Below are 14,090 nucleotides of genomic sequence, written 5' to 3' on the forward strand. Positions count from 1 at the left end.
GCCGCCCCCGGACCGCGCCCGGCCGCACCACGCCGGCCCGGTCCACTCCTACCCCCCTGCTCGTCCAGTATGACGACCTATAGCCCGACTTTGTACGGCGCCGGACGTGCCTCGGGGCCGAGCCTGGCCATGGCCCGCAGGATGTGTTTGGGCGGCAGCTGCCAGCGCACACGTGCCGGAACGCGGCGCAGCATCGCGCCCGTGCCCTTCAGCCTGCGGGTGACGGCGGCGGGTGCGGGGGCCGGTCTTCCGTACAGCTCATGGGCGTACGGCGGCAGGGCGGCGTACGCCAACTGCGCCACGCGCCGCCACAGCACCTCGCGCGCCGGTACGAGAAGCGGGTGCGTCGGCGGGCGGAGCAGGAAGTCGTCCACGGCGCGCGCCTCGGGTCCCGCGGCCAGCTCCGGCCGCGCCTTCTCGAAGTACGCGGCGAGTTCGGCCCGGCTCGCCGGTACGGCCGCCGGATCGAGGCCCACCAGGCGTGCGCTGACCCGGTGTTCGGCGAGATACCGGTCGGCCTGGGCGTCGGTGAGCGGGAATCCGGAGCGGCGCAGCACGTGCAGACAGGAGTCGATCTCCGCGCAGTGCACCCACAGCAGCAGCTCGGGTTCGTCGACGCCGTACCGTTCGCCGGTGTCCGGGTCGGTCGCCGTCAGCATGCTGTGGATCTCGCGTACGCGGGCGCCGGCGCGCTCGGCGGCCTCGGTGGTGCCGAGCAAGTTGGCCGGCAAGCGCCAGCCGATCACCGTCGGTTGGTAACCTCCGCGAGCGATTGTCAATTCCTGTGGATCAGGGGGCAGTTGGGCATCTCATGTGGCGGGCCGCACCCTCCGCGTCGCCCAGCGTCTACTCGTGCAGGAGTGTCGGGCCGGCGCCAGTGCGTGGGTGGACCAGTGTTCTCACCATGCCGACCCCTGCCACGACGGCGGCGAGGCGCGGCACGGGGGAGGGGAGATGGGAAGAGTCCCCCTGGTCACAGGGAGATGGGGCCGAGGTCGGCGGCGGTTTGGGCCAGCGCACGGATGACGGGGCTGTCGTTGTTGGAGCGCCACGTCAGGGCGAATTGGGTGGTAGGGGCGTCGTGGATGGGCAGAAACGCGATGCCAGGGGGGCTGTTGTAGCGGGCGGCGATTTCGCCGAGCGGGTGGACGCAGTGTCCGGCGGTGACCAGGGAGAGGATCTCGTGGAAGGTCCGTGCGGCGGGCCCGCGTGGGATGCGGCGGCCGAGCGGTGTGCGCGTGGGAACCATGGCCGACACCCAGTACTCGGGGGCCCCGGGGCCGAGGTCGGCGACGTGGTTGTCGGCGAGATCCTCCAGGGACACGCTGGCGCGATCGGCCAGCGGATGGTTGGTCGATATGGCCAGCACGCGGCCTCCGGTGAGCACGGTGGGACCGACAGTGAGGTCCCGTTCGGCAACGGGCAGCCACAGCACATGCACGTCATGGTCTCCGGTGCGCAGGGCGGTGAAAGGGTCGCTGCCGTTGATTTCGCCGAACTGGACGTCGCAGCCGGGGTGACGAGCGAGGAACGCGTCGACGAGTGGGCGTAGTTCGTGTCCAGCGTGGCCGAAGACGCCCAGCCTCAGGGTCTGGCCGGCGCGCAGGGAGGCCGCTTCGGCGCGGGCCAGTCCCGCGTGGAGGAGGTCGAGTGCCTGCTGGAGGTCCTCACGGAGGCGTCGGCCGACGGGAGTCAGGCTCACGCGTCGGCTGGTGCGATCGAACAGAGCCACGCCGAGACGCCGTTCTTGTCTGCCGATGGCCTGGCTGACGCGGGCCTGGGACACGTGGAGCCGTTCGGCGGTGCGGCCGAAGTGCAGTTCCTCGGCCAAGGTCAGGAAGATCTCGATGTCGCGCAGCTCCATGGATAACCCCCATGTTATTAATCTCTGCGCGAACCTTACATTGATCTGCCGTTGACCTGCATCGATGCTGAGTACCACCACTGGACGGGCGTCACATGTCCGAAGAACGCATCGATAAGGCAGGGGAAAACGATGAGCGCCATGCAGGCGATCGCTGATCGAGTCGAGATCGAGGCGCTGCGCGCCGAGCTCACCGACGCGGTGATGATGCGTGACTTCGAACGTGTTGCATCGCTGTTCACACCTCAGGGCGTGATGCGGTGGCCGCACATCGACAAGGAGTTCATCAGCCGGGAGCAGATCCGTGCCGGGGTCGAGTGGGGGCAGGGGCTCTGGGAGTTCTTCGTGCAGAACGTTCACCCGGGCGTCATCCGGCTGGACGGTGACACCGCGACCGGCCGCGCGTACATCCAGGAATTCGGGCGGATGCGCGACGGCGCTTCCCACCTGAACTACGCCCTCTACCACGACCACTACCAGCGCACCCCGGACGGCTGGAGGTTCAGCGAACGCCTCTACGAGGTCAGGTACCTGGACTCCACCCCGCTGGCAGGCTCGCCGCTGCCCGCAGCTCCCCGGGGCTAGGCGCGACGCGCGACTGGCCCGGAACCGAACGGTCAGACCTCCCCCTTCCACCCAGATCAGGAGTACCTCATGGACCTCGCGCTGTGGATCACTGCCGGACTGCTGGCCTCCGTCGCCCTGCTCGGCGGCATCACCAAGACGTTCATCCCCAAGGAGAAACTGGCTGCGCAGCATGGCGGCGAGTGGACCGCAAAGGCCGGCGCCGGCTTCGTCAAGGCTCTCGGGATCCTTGAATTGCTCGCTGCGGTGGGCCTGATCCTGCCCGCCGCGCTGGACATCGCACCGGTCATGGTGCCGGTGACCGCCCTGTGTTGGATCTTTCTGATGGTCGGCGCGATGGTCACCCATGGCCGCCTCGGCCAGTCCAAGCTCGTGATGGTGAACTCGATCTATCTCGTGCTCGCGGCCTTCATAGCGGGAGGACACCTCGCCGCCTGAGCACGGCCCGAGCGGTCGGTGAAGCTCTTCCCGCCTCTGTGACAGGGGCCGCCGCCCTGGTAGGCGAGGTCGGCCAGGATGGGGACGCCCCGGCGCTCGCAGATGCGGATGATCCGGTGGGCGCGGGCAGCGGTCAGGTCGTAAGTGCGGCCGGCCAGTGCGGGTGAGATCCACAGCAGCCGGCCACCTGGATCGGTGACCACCCGCACGTTCACCCCGTGCCGGCGGTGCTTGTGGGAATAGTCGGCCCGTGCGTCGCCGACCCGGTCGCACTCGGCGAGGGTGCCGTCCAGCAGGACGAAGTCCGCCTCGGTCTCGCGCAGCACCTTCAGCAGACCCGGCGCACGTTCGGCGAGCAGGTGGATGACCGCGCCGGTGTAGGCATGGGCGGTGGACTCGCTGATCCCGAACCCGGCGGCGGTCTTCGCCAGGGTGGTGTGCTCGCGCAGGTACACCAGTGCCACCATCGCACGCCGAGACGGGTGGACTTGCAGCGCCGGTCGCCCTCACGGTGACGACGAGCACGGTCACCCACTGCACGAGCGCATGCGGCAGGTCGAGTGGGCAGGACAGATGACCAACGAGGCCCCCGAGCAACGTGGTTGAGACGTCAGACATCTCGGTCAACAGCTCGGGGCCTCGCTCGTTGCGCGTCACGGACCGTCATCTGATCGGTGGCCGGCCCGAAGAAGCTCAGTGATCCGGGTGAGGTCTTTGATCCAGATCATCGAGGCACGCAGATGAAGTCCGGCGAGGTGGCTTTCTGGGGTTTTGTCGTAGCGGGCCGCGATGCCGCGCCACGCCTTGAGCTAGTTGATCAGGCGCTCGACGGTGTTCCGCTCCTTGTAGAGCCCGGCGTCGTGACTGACGGGCCGTCCTCCCCTGCTGCCCTTCTTCTTCCGGTTGGCGGCCTGGTCCCGCTTCTTTGGGATGACGGTCTTGATGCCGCGTCGGCGCAGGTGGGCGCGGGTTGCCGCGGGACACGTACGCCTTGTCCCCGGCGACCGCGTCCGGCCGGCTGCGGGGACGGCCGACGGGCCCGCGGACCCGCACCTTGGCTCAGCACGGGGATGAATTTCGGACTGTCGGCAGCGGCGTCGTGGTGGACCCGAGTAGTGGTGGAATCGACGCTCACCAGGGACAGGTCCATCTCGCCCCGCTTCGCGGCCTCGGCTGTCAACCCTTCCAGCAGGGACTCGAAGACACCGGCGTCGCGCCACTGCCGGAAACGGTTGTGGACGGTCGACCAGGCACCGAACCCGGCTGGGATCTCCCGCCACTGCGCTCCGGTGGCGAACCGCCGAAGGACCCCTTCGAACTGCTGCCGCAGCCGTACCGGGTACGGGCCGTACTCGCCGATCGGCAGGGTACGGCTCGATGAACTCCCACTCCGCATCCGCCAGTTGCGCTCGCGTCATGCAGGAAGATCTACCGTCCCAGGCCCCGCCACGAGGGCGAAGTCCGAGACCGCCACCAACCGTCTTCGGATCGAACTCGGCTCAGCCGAGACCACGATGGGCGGCTCACAACGCCCCGGCGCGGCCGGCAGCGTCGGCAACCAGGGCCGCCGGCTCGGGTTTGTCGGGGACAGGGAACGAGACGTATGCGCCCCGACCACCGCCCACTGGGCGGCCATAAGCCTTTACGGCGAGGTGACCATCCGGGAGGAGCCGGACGTTGAGTATGGTGAGTGTGAACGCTTCACCGCGTCGAGTGTCCGTCCAACGGAGCGCCTGCGGGATCGTGACGTTGATCGCCAGAGCACTCACTTCCAGGTCGCTACTCATGGACGGATGGTCTCACGCGAGTCGCCGCAGGCGGCCCGCCCCCGAAATTTGATCACGACTCGACACGCGCCCTGGCCCTCGGCGTCTCCGCACACCTGGCCTGGTGCGACTTCGTGGACCGGATCCTGGCAAAAGAACCAGCCGTAGCCCCTGAAGGCCCTGCTGTAACTGTTATTGTTACAGTAAGGGGGTGTGAAGGACGTGAGCGCGAACAGCAGGATGACGGTCGCCGTCCATGTGCTGACCTGGATGGCCCTGGTGCACGGCCGCGGACGCGACGTGGTCACCTCGGACCAGATCGCCACGAGCGTGGCCACCAACCCCGTCGTGATCCGGCGCAGCCTCGCCGATCTGAGAAAGGCGGGCCTGGTGACGGTGCGGCACGGTGCCGGGGCCGGCTGGACGCTGGCTCGCGAGCCTGAATCCATCGCACTGCTCGACGTCTACCGCGTGGTGCACGCCGAGCCCCTGTTCGCCCTGCACCACGGCGAACCGAACCAGGCATGCCCCGTCGGCCGCGGCATCCAGCCCGCGCTGCGCCGCGTCTACGTCGACACGGAGGAGGCCGTCCGGCGGGAGCTCGCGGCGGTCTCGATCGCGGACGTCCTGCGGGACACCCTGGCCGCCCGCTCCGGCTGAAGCGCCGAGCGGGGCCGGCCGGGGCTCACCCTTGCGCGCAGCAGCCTCGCAAGGCCTCTACGGTCGATATTCCGGAACTGATCCGGCTGCGCGCTGTCGCGCTGGAGAGCCTGGGCACCGACCCCGGACCGGCCGACACACCATGGCGGCGGATCGCCCGCGACTGGTTCGACGAGCGCATCAACCGCCGCGACGACTGTGTCTGCCTCGTCGTCGGCGGCGACCCCGGCGAACCCCTCATCGCCTGCGGCATGGCCTGGGTCACCTACCATCTGCCCGGTTCGCGCTGGCCCGACGGGCGCCGCGGCTACCTCGACGGCATCGTCATCGATGCCCCGGCCCGTGGCCGCGGCCACGCACGCCGCATCGTGGACGAACTGGTCGACTGGCTCCACGGAGCAGGCATCCACTCCGTCCAACTGCACGCCAGCCAGGGCGGAAAGCCGGTCTCCGAAGCCGCGGGCTTCGTCACCGGCCGCTACCCGAGCATGGACCTGATAACGGCACCGCCCGCCAGATGACCCCTGATGGGGCCCGCAAGGCGCCCGCGGAAGCCGGTCGGTCTTTGAGCTTGCCCTTTTCTGCGTGCTGGAGCAGGTCCACCGGATGCTGCGAAGCAGGCAGGTGGTCGCGAAGAACTCCTCGAAGTGGGGCGACCCGAGGGCGAAGCTGCCGGACGGGGAAGCGTGGGAGCAAGCCAGGCCGACCAGGCACCCCGCGCGACTCGCTGTACGTGTTGGACGTCCTCTACGACCGCGACGGCGGCTAGCGCCCCGAGATGACCGTCAGGAACACCGCGAGCTGCTGCGACATGGTCTTCGGGCTGTTCACCTTGGCTGGGCTCGCGTACGCGCCGGTGCCCGGGCCAGGTGCCTGGAGATGATGCGCCGTCACCTCTGAGAGGTAACGCGTCGGTGGTCTCAGGCAACGACTGAGCCTCTGCGCGACACAACTCGGGGCATCGCGCGACCAAATCGAGCTGCTTTCCGTCGACACAGCCACCGCGGTTGCACAGGAGACGAGCATGCACATCGCATCCGAGCCCCGAACGACCCGGTAAGACAGCAGCTCAGAACATGGGGCAGACGAAGCCCAGGGGCAGCGCCTCCTGAGGTCAAGACCCTAACGCCGCACCCTCGGCATGCCCAGGCCGATCCAGGAGATGATCTCGCGCTGGATCTCGTTGTTGCCGCCGCCGAAGGTGAAGATGACGGCCGAGCGGTAGCCGCGTTCCAGTTCACCGTGCAGGACCGCGCCGGCCGAGCCCTCCTTCAGCGGGCCCGCCGCCGCGACGATCTCCATGAGCCAGGCGTAGGCGTCGCGGCGGGCCTCGGAGCCGTAGACCTTGACGGCGGAGGCGTCCTGCGGGGTGAGGGTGCCCTCCTGGACGGCCGTGACCATCTGCCAGTTCATGAGCTTCAGCGCGTCGAGCCGGGTGTGGGTACGGGCCAGCAGCCGGCGCACCCAGGGCAGGTCGGCGACCCGGCGGCCGTCGGCGAGCTTGGTCTCGCGCGCCCAGCGCTGCACGTCGTAGAGGGCGCGGATGGCCATGGTGCCGTGCGCGGCGAGGGTGACGCGTTCATGGTTGAGCTGGTTGGTGATCAGCCGCCAGCCCTGGTTCTCCTCGCCGACGCGCCGGGAGACGGGTACACGGATGTTCTCGTAGTAGCTCGCGGTCGTGTCGTGCGAGGCGAGGGTGTTGATCAGCGTGCAGGAGTAGCCCGGGTCGGACGTCGGGACCAGCAGCATGGTGATGCCCTTGTGCGGCGGGGCGGCGGGGTCGGTGCGGGTGGCCAGCCACACCCAGTCCGCGGTGTCGCCGTTCGTCGTCCAGATCTTCTGTCCGTCGACGACGTATGCGTCGCCGTCGCGTACGGCCCTGGTCTTCAGGGCGGCCAGGTCGGTGCCGGCGTCCGGCTCGCTGTACCCGATGGCGAAGTCGATCTCCCCGGAGAGGATGCGCGGCAGGAAGTACGCCTTCTGCTCGTCGGTGCCGAAGCGCATGAGCGTCGGGCCGACCGTGTTCAGCGCCATCAGCGGCAGCGGCACGCCGGCCTGGGCGGCCTCGTCGAAGAAGATGAACTGCTCCATCGCCGTCATGCCGCGCCCGCCGTACTCCTCGGGCCAGCCGACGCCGAGCCAGCCGTCCGTGCCGAGCCGACGGATGGTGTCGCGGTAGAAGCGCTTCTGCGCGGCCGGGTCGGTGTACCGGGCATAGGCGTGGTCCGGGACCAGCTGGGCGAAGTAGGCGCGCAGTTCGGCGCGCAGTCGCTGCTGCTCGGGCGTGTGGTCGAGATGCACGGCGCCTCCAGGCTCCCCAAGGGCGGTCCTGACGGCGCACACCGTAGAACGTGTTTCAGAAATAGGGAATGACACGCCCCGGGCGAATTCCGGGACGGGCGGGGCCGCCGCGCGTCGGCGAGAGCGCACCGTAGGGGAGGCGCGCGGTCGCCGCACGTCGACGGCACACTACGGAACATGTCCGATTCGCCCGGTTCTGTAGGGGGTATCCCTGTCCTATGAGTACCGCATCGATGCAGCTGGCCGCAGCGAGCGGCCTGATGAGCCTTGTCCTGTTCATCGTGGCCGTGGGCGTCCTGGCGCTGCTCGCCGGCGGCTTCTGGATGAACTCCCGCGTCAAGTACCACGAGTCTCCCCGGCCGCGGCCCGAGGAACAGCCCACCCTGCCGCCGGAAGGTCCGGTGCGCGAGGTCCGGGAGAACAGGGAATCCCAGGAGGTGCCCCAGACCCCCAAGGGCGGCCGCCCGCTCACCCCGTACGAGCTGACCAACATGGACTCCAGGCCGAGCACGTCGAAGGAGCGTCCGCGCTGGAGCCGGGGGTCGAGCGGCTCGTTCGGCGGCGGCGGACTCGGCGCCCACTGAACATCCCGACCCTCAGCAGGCAGGCCCGGCCCGCGCCGGACCGCCGTACGCCGCTAGGAATCCGTCCGGACGGCGTCCAGGCGGCCGACGCGGGCCACGTTCTGCCGGTCGTCGGGATCCTGGCTGGGCGCGCCGGCGAACCAGGCGTCCAGGATCTCCTTCAGCAGCGGTTCGGAGGTCAGGCGCAGGCTCAGGGCGAGGGCGTTGGCGTCGTTCCAGCGGCGTGCGCCGTCCGCCGTGACAGCGTCCGTGCACAGGGCCGCGCGGACGCCGGGCACCTTGTTGGCCGCGATGGAGGCGCCGGTGCCGGTCCAGCAGCAGACCACCGCCTGATCGGCGGCGCCGTCGGCCACATCCCGGGCGGCCGCCTCCGAGCAGGCCGCCCACTGCGCGTCGGCGCCGGGCCGCAGAGCGCCGTGCGTGCGCACCTCGTGGCCGCGGCGCCGCAGCTCGGCGACGAGGAGACGGGCCACGGGTTCGTCCATGTCGGAGGAGACGGAGATCCGCATACCGGTGAGCGTAGTGCCTGCGGCGCCCGGGCCGGGAGCGGATCTCAGCGCCTTGTCGTCAGCCGGGCGTGGGTGACGCGGCGCCGGTCACCGTTCGGTGGATGTGTTCGAGGGCGTCCAGGAGCACCGATCGGTGGTACCAGCTCAGCCAGGCCGCCGTGTCGGCGGCCAGCGCCTCCAGGGCCTCGGCCTCGGCGGCGGTCGGCCGGTGTCCGGCGTCCGGCCAGTGCAGGGTGATCACGCCGACGCAGCAGCCGGCCGAGGACAGCACCGGGTTGCTCTGCAGGGCGCCGGTGCCCGTGGTCAGCAGGACGCGCCGGGACTCCTCGGAGAGCAGCGCGTCGTCGGCCACGTCGGGCACACCCACCCGGCGCCCGCGCAGCCGGGCGACGGTATCGGCCGTGCCCTCGTCGCGACCGCGCACGAGGTGGTCGAGAAACGGGTCCGGGCAGCCGTGGTGGGTCTCCAGCATCAGCGCGTTCACGGCCGGGTCGACGAATCGCACGTATCCGGCCGGTGCCCGCCCGATGGCCAGCGCCGCACGCAGCACGGCCTCGACCGTGCGGCGCCGGTAGCGGAAGTCGCGGCCGTCGCGGGCCAGGATCCGCAGCTGCGGCACGGGCAGCGCGCGCCGGCCCGGGAACCACACCTCGCCCTGCGGCGGCCGGGCCACCACCACGGCGGAGACAAGGACGCGCAAGGGCACGTTGAACCGCTGTGAGGCCTCGCTCAGCGCCCGGAACGCGGTGCCGGCGTCCGGCAGGCCGTAGCGGACCATGAGCACGCCCTGCGCCAGGCCGATGACGGGGGCGGTGCGCACCCGGGCGCGCAGCGCGCGGACCTCCTTGCGGAGATCCTCGTAGCTGGGCCGCAGCGGATCCGCCATCTGTGAGCGCCAGGCGGGCAGGTCCTCCACGCGGGAGGCGGCGCGGGCCAGTTCCCGCAGCGCCTCGTCGAGGGTGGCGTAGAGCCGTACGCCGTCCAGGCGGGCGAGGTGGACGGCCTCGCGCACTCCAGGCCGGGCGCGGACGATGATCAGGTCCGGGCGGCCGGTGCGCGAGCGGGTGGTCTCGCTGAGCGTGTGCAGCACGGCCGCGCCGCCGAGCTGCACATGCGCCATGTCGAGGACGGGCCGCAGACCGGCGCGGTCCGCCTGTTCGAGGTGGCCGCGCAGCTCCGTCGACCAGGCCTGGGCGCCCGCGGCGTCGAGACCGCCGGAGATGCGCAGCAGCAGTGCCGCCTCGGCGGGCAGTCCGTCGACGACGGACGATTCGATGACGAGCGGGGCGGGGGCGGCGGACGCTTCGGAGGGGGCCTTCATGGCATCACCCGCGCCGTGGTCACCGACGGATACCGCCGGTCCGAGGGCCGGCGAGTCTTCGGGACAGCTGACCGTTTTCCATGGGGATCGGCCTTCCTGAGCGGGGAAGGATCAGCCAGCCGCGTCTTGACCGGTGCTCCACTGTGCCTCCGCCCCGCCCCCGAAGCAACGATTCGCCTCGGGCGTGTCGCATCACGGGCGATTCATCAGGCATACCGCCGTACGGGTGAAAACAGGATGCGCACGGCGACGGGCACCAAGGGCATGAATTCAGCTGAATATCGACCCGAATAAAAGCATATAGACACGTTGTTATTTTGTCGTCGCAATTCATGCACGGGTGATACTTCCCGACCAACGGCCAATTCGGTGATGAATCGCAGAATTCGGCGCGCCTCAAGATGTTCTGGCGATATTTCTAATTAGCCTCCACCACACATGAAGTCGATCTGCCAAAGATCGCATCCACTTCACCACCACCGGAGAAAACATGTACAAGCTCCGCAAGGCCGCCGTTCTGGTTGTCGCCCTCGGCAGCGTCGGACTCCTGAGCACCGGCGCCGCCCAGGCTCACGGCGGACAGGGCGGCGGGGGCCGCGGCGGCAACAGCTTCACCGTCCTGCAGAGCACCACCTGCCGCTCGCACGACCTGAACCTCGACGTCCTCGGCGCGGTCGGGCTGCTCAACGGCCTGCTGGGCAACGGGCTGAACGGCGAGGGCAACGCGGGGGCGCAGGACACCCACCTGGGCTCGACGATGGGCTGCGACAACACTGTCGGCAAGTAATTCACAGCCCTTCCCCCGGTGCCCCGGCCGACCGGCCGGGGCACCGGGCTTTTCAATTCCCCAGGCGCCGCAGCCGCTCCGCGTCACGGGTGCGCGGACAGGTCACGCAGGCTTCTTCGGGCCGGACCGCATAAAACATGCAGCAGCCGGTTCGGGTGCGCGTCATATGGCGACGACCGCCCTCGCCCAGCAGGTGGCGGAAATCGGCGCCGTCCGGGTACGGCGGAATACCGATCGGCAGCACATCGGTGGCCGCCCGCACGGCCGCGCCCTCCTCGCCGAGCATCCGGCCGAGATACCAGATACCGGAGACGAGATCGTCGGCGACCATTCCCCACAGGGCATGCGCCCGGCGTCGTACGACCGGGCCGATCGCGACCAGCAGCGGACGCATGTGATCGGCGAGCGACATCCGCAACACGGCCCGCAGTTCCTCTTCCTGAGGGAGTGTCAGCACACCGGGGAGGGTGCCGACAGGGTCGCCCGTCAGGCAGGCGAGTTCCGCGCCGGGAGTGATCACACAGGTGTCCGAGTCGAGGTCCAGCCGAAGATCCTCGGGCCGGATCCGGGGCACCCGGCGCTCCAGGTACCAGGCTCCGCCCAGCAGCACCCCGAGCGTCCAGGCGTAGCCGTGCAGGGCCCGCGAGGCGGCGACATGCGCGGGCACCCGCACACCGTGGCGTTCCTGAATCCGTGTCATCTCCGCCTGGACGAAGGCGTCGAGCACCTCCCGGTCGGACATCAGCGCGGCGGCCGTCACCCCCGCGCCCGCCGCACCCTCACCCGGCTCCGCGACCCGCACGGCCAGGGCCTCGCAGATGTCGGCGAGCCGCCGGTAGACCTCGCCGAGCGCATCCGCGACCGCGCCGTCCGACGGAGTCTTCAAGCCAACTGACAACGGAACTCCCGCACAGAGGATTCGAAGGGAACCAGACAGGTAAGGCTTACCTTAGCTCGACTGCAGAGCGAGCGCGATCAAGGGACTTCGAGGTTGCGGGGGTACTTCGAGGCCGCGCGGGGGCGTGAGGGGCCGCGAGGGGTAGTTGAAAATTAAGCCAAGGCTAACCTAAGCTCACGGCTTGTGACTGCGACCCACCAGGGCGTACCCACCACAGGTGCGCCGTTCCGTGCCGTCAGGCATCTGCCCCTCTTCCTGGCCGGCCTCGCCGCCCTGGCGCTGTGCGTCGCGGCCAGCCTCGCCCTCGGCGCGCGTTCCGTGTCGCCCTCGACGGTGGCCGACGCGCTGTTCGGCGACGCCCACGGACGCGACGCGCTCGTCGTGACCGGGCTGCGCCTGCCGCGCACGGTCATCGGCCTGGCGGTCGGCGCGGCACTCGGCGTCGCGGGCGCCGTCGCCCAGGCGGTCACCCGCAACCCGCTGGCGTCACCGACGACCCTCGGCATCAACGCGGGCGCGGCCTTCGCGGTAGTCGTCGCGATCTTCGCCCTGAAGCTCGACTCCCCCGCCCAGTATGTGTGGTTCGCCTGCGCCGGCGCGGCGGGCGCGGCCCTGCTGGCCCAAGCGATGGCGCGGCGCGCCGGCGACATCGACCCCGTGCGCCTGGCTCTGGGCGGGACCGTGCTCCAACTCGTGTTGCTCTCCTGGACGTCGGCGGTGATGCTGATGGATCAGCGCACGCTCGACGACGCCCGTTTCTGGCTGGCCGGGTCGGTGTCCGGCAGATCGCTCGATGTGCTGCTGCCGGTCCTGCCGGCGCTGGTGCTCGGGCTGGTGATCGCGCTGGCCCTCTCCCCCGCCCTCAACGCCCTTGCCCTGGGCGACGACACGGCCCAGTCCCTCGGGGTGCCGGTGGCCCGGATCCGCCTCGCCGGCGGCGTGGCGGTGGTGCTCCTCGCCGGGGCGGCGGTGGCCGTCGCCGGTCCGGTCGCCTTCATCGGTCTCGCCGCGCCCCATCTCGTACGCCCCCTGCTCGGCGGAGACCACCGGCTGCTGCTGCCCGGCTGTCTCATCGCCGGCCCGCTGCTGCTGCTCGCGGCCGATGTGCTGGGCCGGCTGGTGATCCGCCCCTCGGAGCTGGAGGTCGGCATCGTGACGGCGTTCCTCGGGGCGCCCCTGCTGGCTCTCCTGGCCCGGAAGGTGACCCGATGACCCCGACGACTTCGACGACTTCGATGCCGCCGGCGACGACCGCCGCCGTCGCCTCCCGCCGTACGGCGTCCCGCGCCCGCCGCCGGCACCGGCGCCGCGTCCTGGTGCTCGCCGGTGCCTGCCTGGTGGCCCTCTTCGCGCTGCTCACCGTCTCGTTGACGACCGGTGAGATGCCGATGTCCGCGCCCACCGCGTTGCGCGCCCTGCTCGGGCTCGGGGATGCGGGGGACGTGCTGGTGGTCCAGCAGTTCCGGGCGCCCCGGGCGGTGGCCGCCGTCGTCGCCGGTGCGGGGCTGGGGGCGGCGGGCTGTGTCCTGCAGCGGCTCTTCCGCAATCCCCTGGCATCTCCCGATGTCATGGGCATGACCGGCGGCGCCTCGCTGGGGGCGGTGGCGCTGCTGGCCGCCGGGGCCTCCCAGACCCTCGTCCCGGTGGGGGCGCTGGCCGGCGGACTGGTCGCGGCCTTGCTGCTGGGCGCGTTCGCCTGGCGCTCCGGGCTCGCCGTCACCCGGCTCGTGCTCACCGGTCTCGCCGTGCAGGCCGGGCTCGCGGCCGCGGTGAACCTGATGATCGTGCGCTTCCCCACCGAACTCGCGGGTTCCGCGCTGCAGTGGACCACGGGCTCCGTGTACGGGCGCACCTGGACGCAGGTATGGGGAGCGGGCGCCGCCATGGTGGTCGCGCTGGCCGCCACCCTCGCCCTGCACCGCGGGCTCGCGGTGCTGGACCTGGGAGACGACTCGGCGGGCGCCCTCGGCCTGCGCACCTCCAGGGCACGGCTCCGTCTGCTGTTCCTCGCCGTCGTGCTGGCGTCACTGGCCGCCGCCCTGGCCGGTCCGGTGACCTTCGTCGCGCTCGCCGTGCCGCACATCGTGCGCTTCCTCACCGGACCGCCCACCGTCGCCTCACCGGTCCTCGCCGCGCTCACCGGGGCAGTGCTGCTGCTCGCCTCCGACCTGGTGGTGCAGCACCTGCTGCCGGTCGAGGGGCTGCCGGTCGGCGCGGTGACCGCCACCCTCGGCGCGCCCTGGCTGCTGGTGCTGATGTTCCGCCAGAGCGCGCCGGCGCGCCGGGAGCACGTATGACCGGCAGCCGGACGTCACCCCCGGCCGGCGTGCGCGAAGCGCGCCGTCCGCCCGCCGCAGCACAGCACCTGAAGGAGCCG

At 70.6% G+C, this 14,090-nt stretch carries 14 protein-coding genes and 4 pseudogenes; 9 read left to right on the top strand and 9 right to left on the bottom strand.

The window, feature by feature from the left end; all coding sequences use genetic code 11:
* Nucleotides 1-77: 77 nt before the first annotated feature.
* A pseudogene (locus tag IE277_RS27195) lies at nt 78-713 on the bottom strand (oxygenase MpaB family protein); the annotation flags it as partial.
* 260 nt (nt 714-973) lie between these two features.
* Complete coding sequence (locus tag IE277_RS27200; protein WP_189956342.1) at nt 974-1,864, bottom strand: LysR family transcriptional regulator; 891 nt, start codon at nt 1,862-1,864, stop codon at nt 974-976.
* A gap of 132 nt (nt 1,865-1,996) precedes the next feature.
* Between IE277_RS27200 and IE277_RS27205 the strand changes: the two genes are divergently transcribed.
* The gene (locus IE277_RS27205) at nt 1,997-2,449 is read left to right on the top strand and encodes a nuclear transport factor 2 family protein (RefSeq protein ID WP_189956343.1); all 453 of its coding nucleotides are present in this window, start codon (nt 1,997-1,999) and stop codon (nt 2,447-2,449) included.
* A gap of 69 nt (nt 2,450-2,518) precedes the next feature.
* On the top strand, nt 2,519-2,887 hold the full coding sequence (locus IE277_RS27210) for a DoxX family protein (protein ID WP_189956344.1): 369 nt from the start codon (nt 2,519-2,521) through the stop codon (nt 2,885-2,887).
* Nucleotides 2,888-2,931: 44 nt separating this feature from the next.
* Here IE277_RS27210 and IE277_RS27215 read toward each other — a convergent pair.
* From IE277_RS27215 to IE277_RS27225, 3 genes and pseudogenes are all read right to left on the bottom strand, one after another.
* Nucleotides 2,932-3,505: pseudogene (locus IE277_RS27215) on the bottom strand (transposase); the annotation flags it as partial.
* Nucleotides 3,506-3,540: 35 nt separating this feature from the next.
* Nucleotides 3,541-4,305 (bottom strand): annotated as a pseudogene (locus tag IE277_RS27220) (transposase).
* Nucleotides 4,306-4,410: 105 nt separating this feature from the next.
* Nucleotides 4,411-4,674, bottom strand: a complete 264-nt coding sequence (locus IE277_RS27225) for a hypothetical protein (protein WP_189956345.1) — start codon at nt 4,672-4,674, stop codon at nt 4,411-4,413.
* 201 nt (nt 4,675-4,875) lie between these two features.
* Between IE277_RS27225 and IE277_RS27230 the strand changes: the two genes are divergently transcribed.
* The 3 genes and pseudogenes from IE277_RS27230 to IE277_RS47480 all read left to right on the top strand — a co-directional run.
* The gene (locus IE277_RS27230) at nt 4,876-5,313 is read left to right on the top strand and encodes an Rrf2 family transcriptional regulator (protein ID WP_189956346.1); all 438 of its coding nucleotides are present in this window, start codon (nt 4,876-4,878) and stop codon (nt 5,311-5,313) included.
* A 152-nt stretch (nt 5,314-5,465) separates the two neighbouring features.
* Nucleotides 5,466-5,834, top strand: coding sequence for a GNAT family N-acetyltransferase (locus IE277_RS27235; RefSeq protein ID WP_268252657.1), 369 nt, complete (start codon nt 5,466-5,468; stop codon nt 5,832-5,834).
* Between the two features lie 185 nt (nt 5,835-6,019).
* Nucleotides 6,020-6,169 (top strand): annotated as a pseudogene (locus IE277_RS47480) (Tn3 family transposase); the annotation flags it as partial.
* Nucleotides 6,170-6,435: 266 nt separating this feature from the next.
* Here the strand turns inward: IE277_RS47480 and IE277_RS27240 are convergent.
* Entirely contained in the window at nt 6,436-7,614 is a 1,179-nt protein-coding gene (locus IE277_RS27240) for an acyl-CoA dehydrogenase family protein (protein ID WP_189956347.1), read from the bottom strand.
* Between the two features lie 218 nt (nt 7,615-7,832).
* On the opposite strand from IE277_RS27240, the gene IE277_RS27245 reads away from it, so the two are divergent.
* Nucleotides 7,833-8,198, top strand: coding sequence for a DUF6479 family protein (locus tag IE277_RS27245; RefSeq protein WP_229881984.1), 366 nt, complete (start codon nt 7,833-7,835; stop codon nt 8,196-8,198).
* Nucleotides 8,199-8,251: 53 nt separating this feature from the next.
* On the opposite strand, the gene IE277_RS27250 is transcribed toward IE277_RS27245, so the two are convergent.
* Together IE277_RS27250 and IE277_RS27255 are read right to left on the bottom strand one after the other, a co-directional pair.
* Nucleotides 8,252-8,707 (bottom strand): RpiB/LacA/LacB family sugar-phosphate isomerase, encoded by a 456-nt coding sequence (locus IE277_RS27250; protein WP_189956348.1) that lies wholly within the window; start codon nt 8,705-8,707, stop codon nt 8,252-8,254.
* A gap of 58 nt (nt 8,708-8,765) precedes the next feature.
* Nucleotides 8,766-10,028, bottom strand: coding sequence for an ANTAR domain-containing protein (locus tag IE277_RS27255; protein ID WP_189956349.1), 1,263 nt, complete (start codon nt 10,026-10,028; stop codon nt 8,766-8,768).
* A 490-nt stretch (nt 10,029-10,518) separates the two neighbouring features.
* On the opposite strand from IE277_RS27255, the gene IE277_RS27260 reads away from it, so the two are divergent.
* Nucleotides 10,519-10,815, top strand: a complete 297-nt coding sequence (locus tag IE277_RS27260; RefSeq protein WP_189956350.1) for a hypothetical protein — start codon at nt 10,519-10,521, stop codon at nt 10,813-10,815.
* A gap of 52 nt (nt 10,816-10,867) precedes the next feature.
* Here the strand turns inward: IE277_RS27260 and IE277_RS27265 are convergent, their stop codons facing one another.
* Nucleotides 10,868-11,701 carry a (2Fe-2S)-binding protein gene (locus IE277_RS27265; RefSeq protein WP_229881985.1) on the bottom strand — a complete coding sequence of 278 codons (834 nt, stop codon included), beginning with the start codon at nt 11,699-11,701 and terminating at the stop codon, nt 10,868-10,870.
* A gap of 255 nt (nt 11,702-11,956) precedes the next feature.
* Between IE277_RS27265 and IE277_RS27270 the strand changes: the two genes are divergently transcribed.
* On the top strand, nt 11,957-12,925 hold the full coding sequence (locus IE277_RS27270) for a FecCD family ABC transporter permease (RefSeq protein ID WP_189956373.1): 969 nt from the start codon (nt 11,957-11,959) through the stop codon (nt 12,923-12,925).
* Complete coding sequence (locus IE277_RS27275; protein ID WP_229881987.1) at nt 12,922-14,010, top strand: FecCD family ABC transporter permease; 1,089 nt, start codon at nt 12,922-12,924, stop codon at nt 14,008-14,010. Before IE277_RS27270 ends, IE277_RS27275 begins: the two co-directional genes overlap by 4 nt.
* The last annotated feature ends 80 nt before the right edge of the window (nt 14,011-14,090 follow it).

The sequence above is a fragment of the Streptomyces alanosinicus genome (assembly GCF_014650595.1).
GTDB classification, from domain to species: Bacteria; Actinomycetota; Actinomycetes; order Streptomycetales; family Streptomycetaceae; genus Streptomyces; species Streptomyces alanosinicus.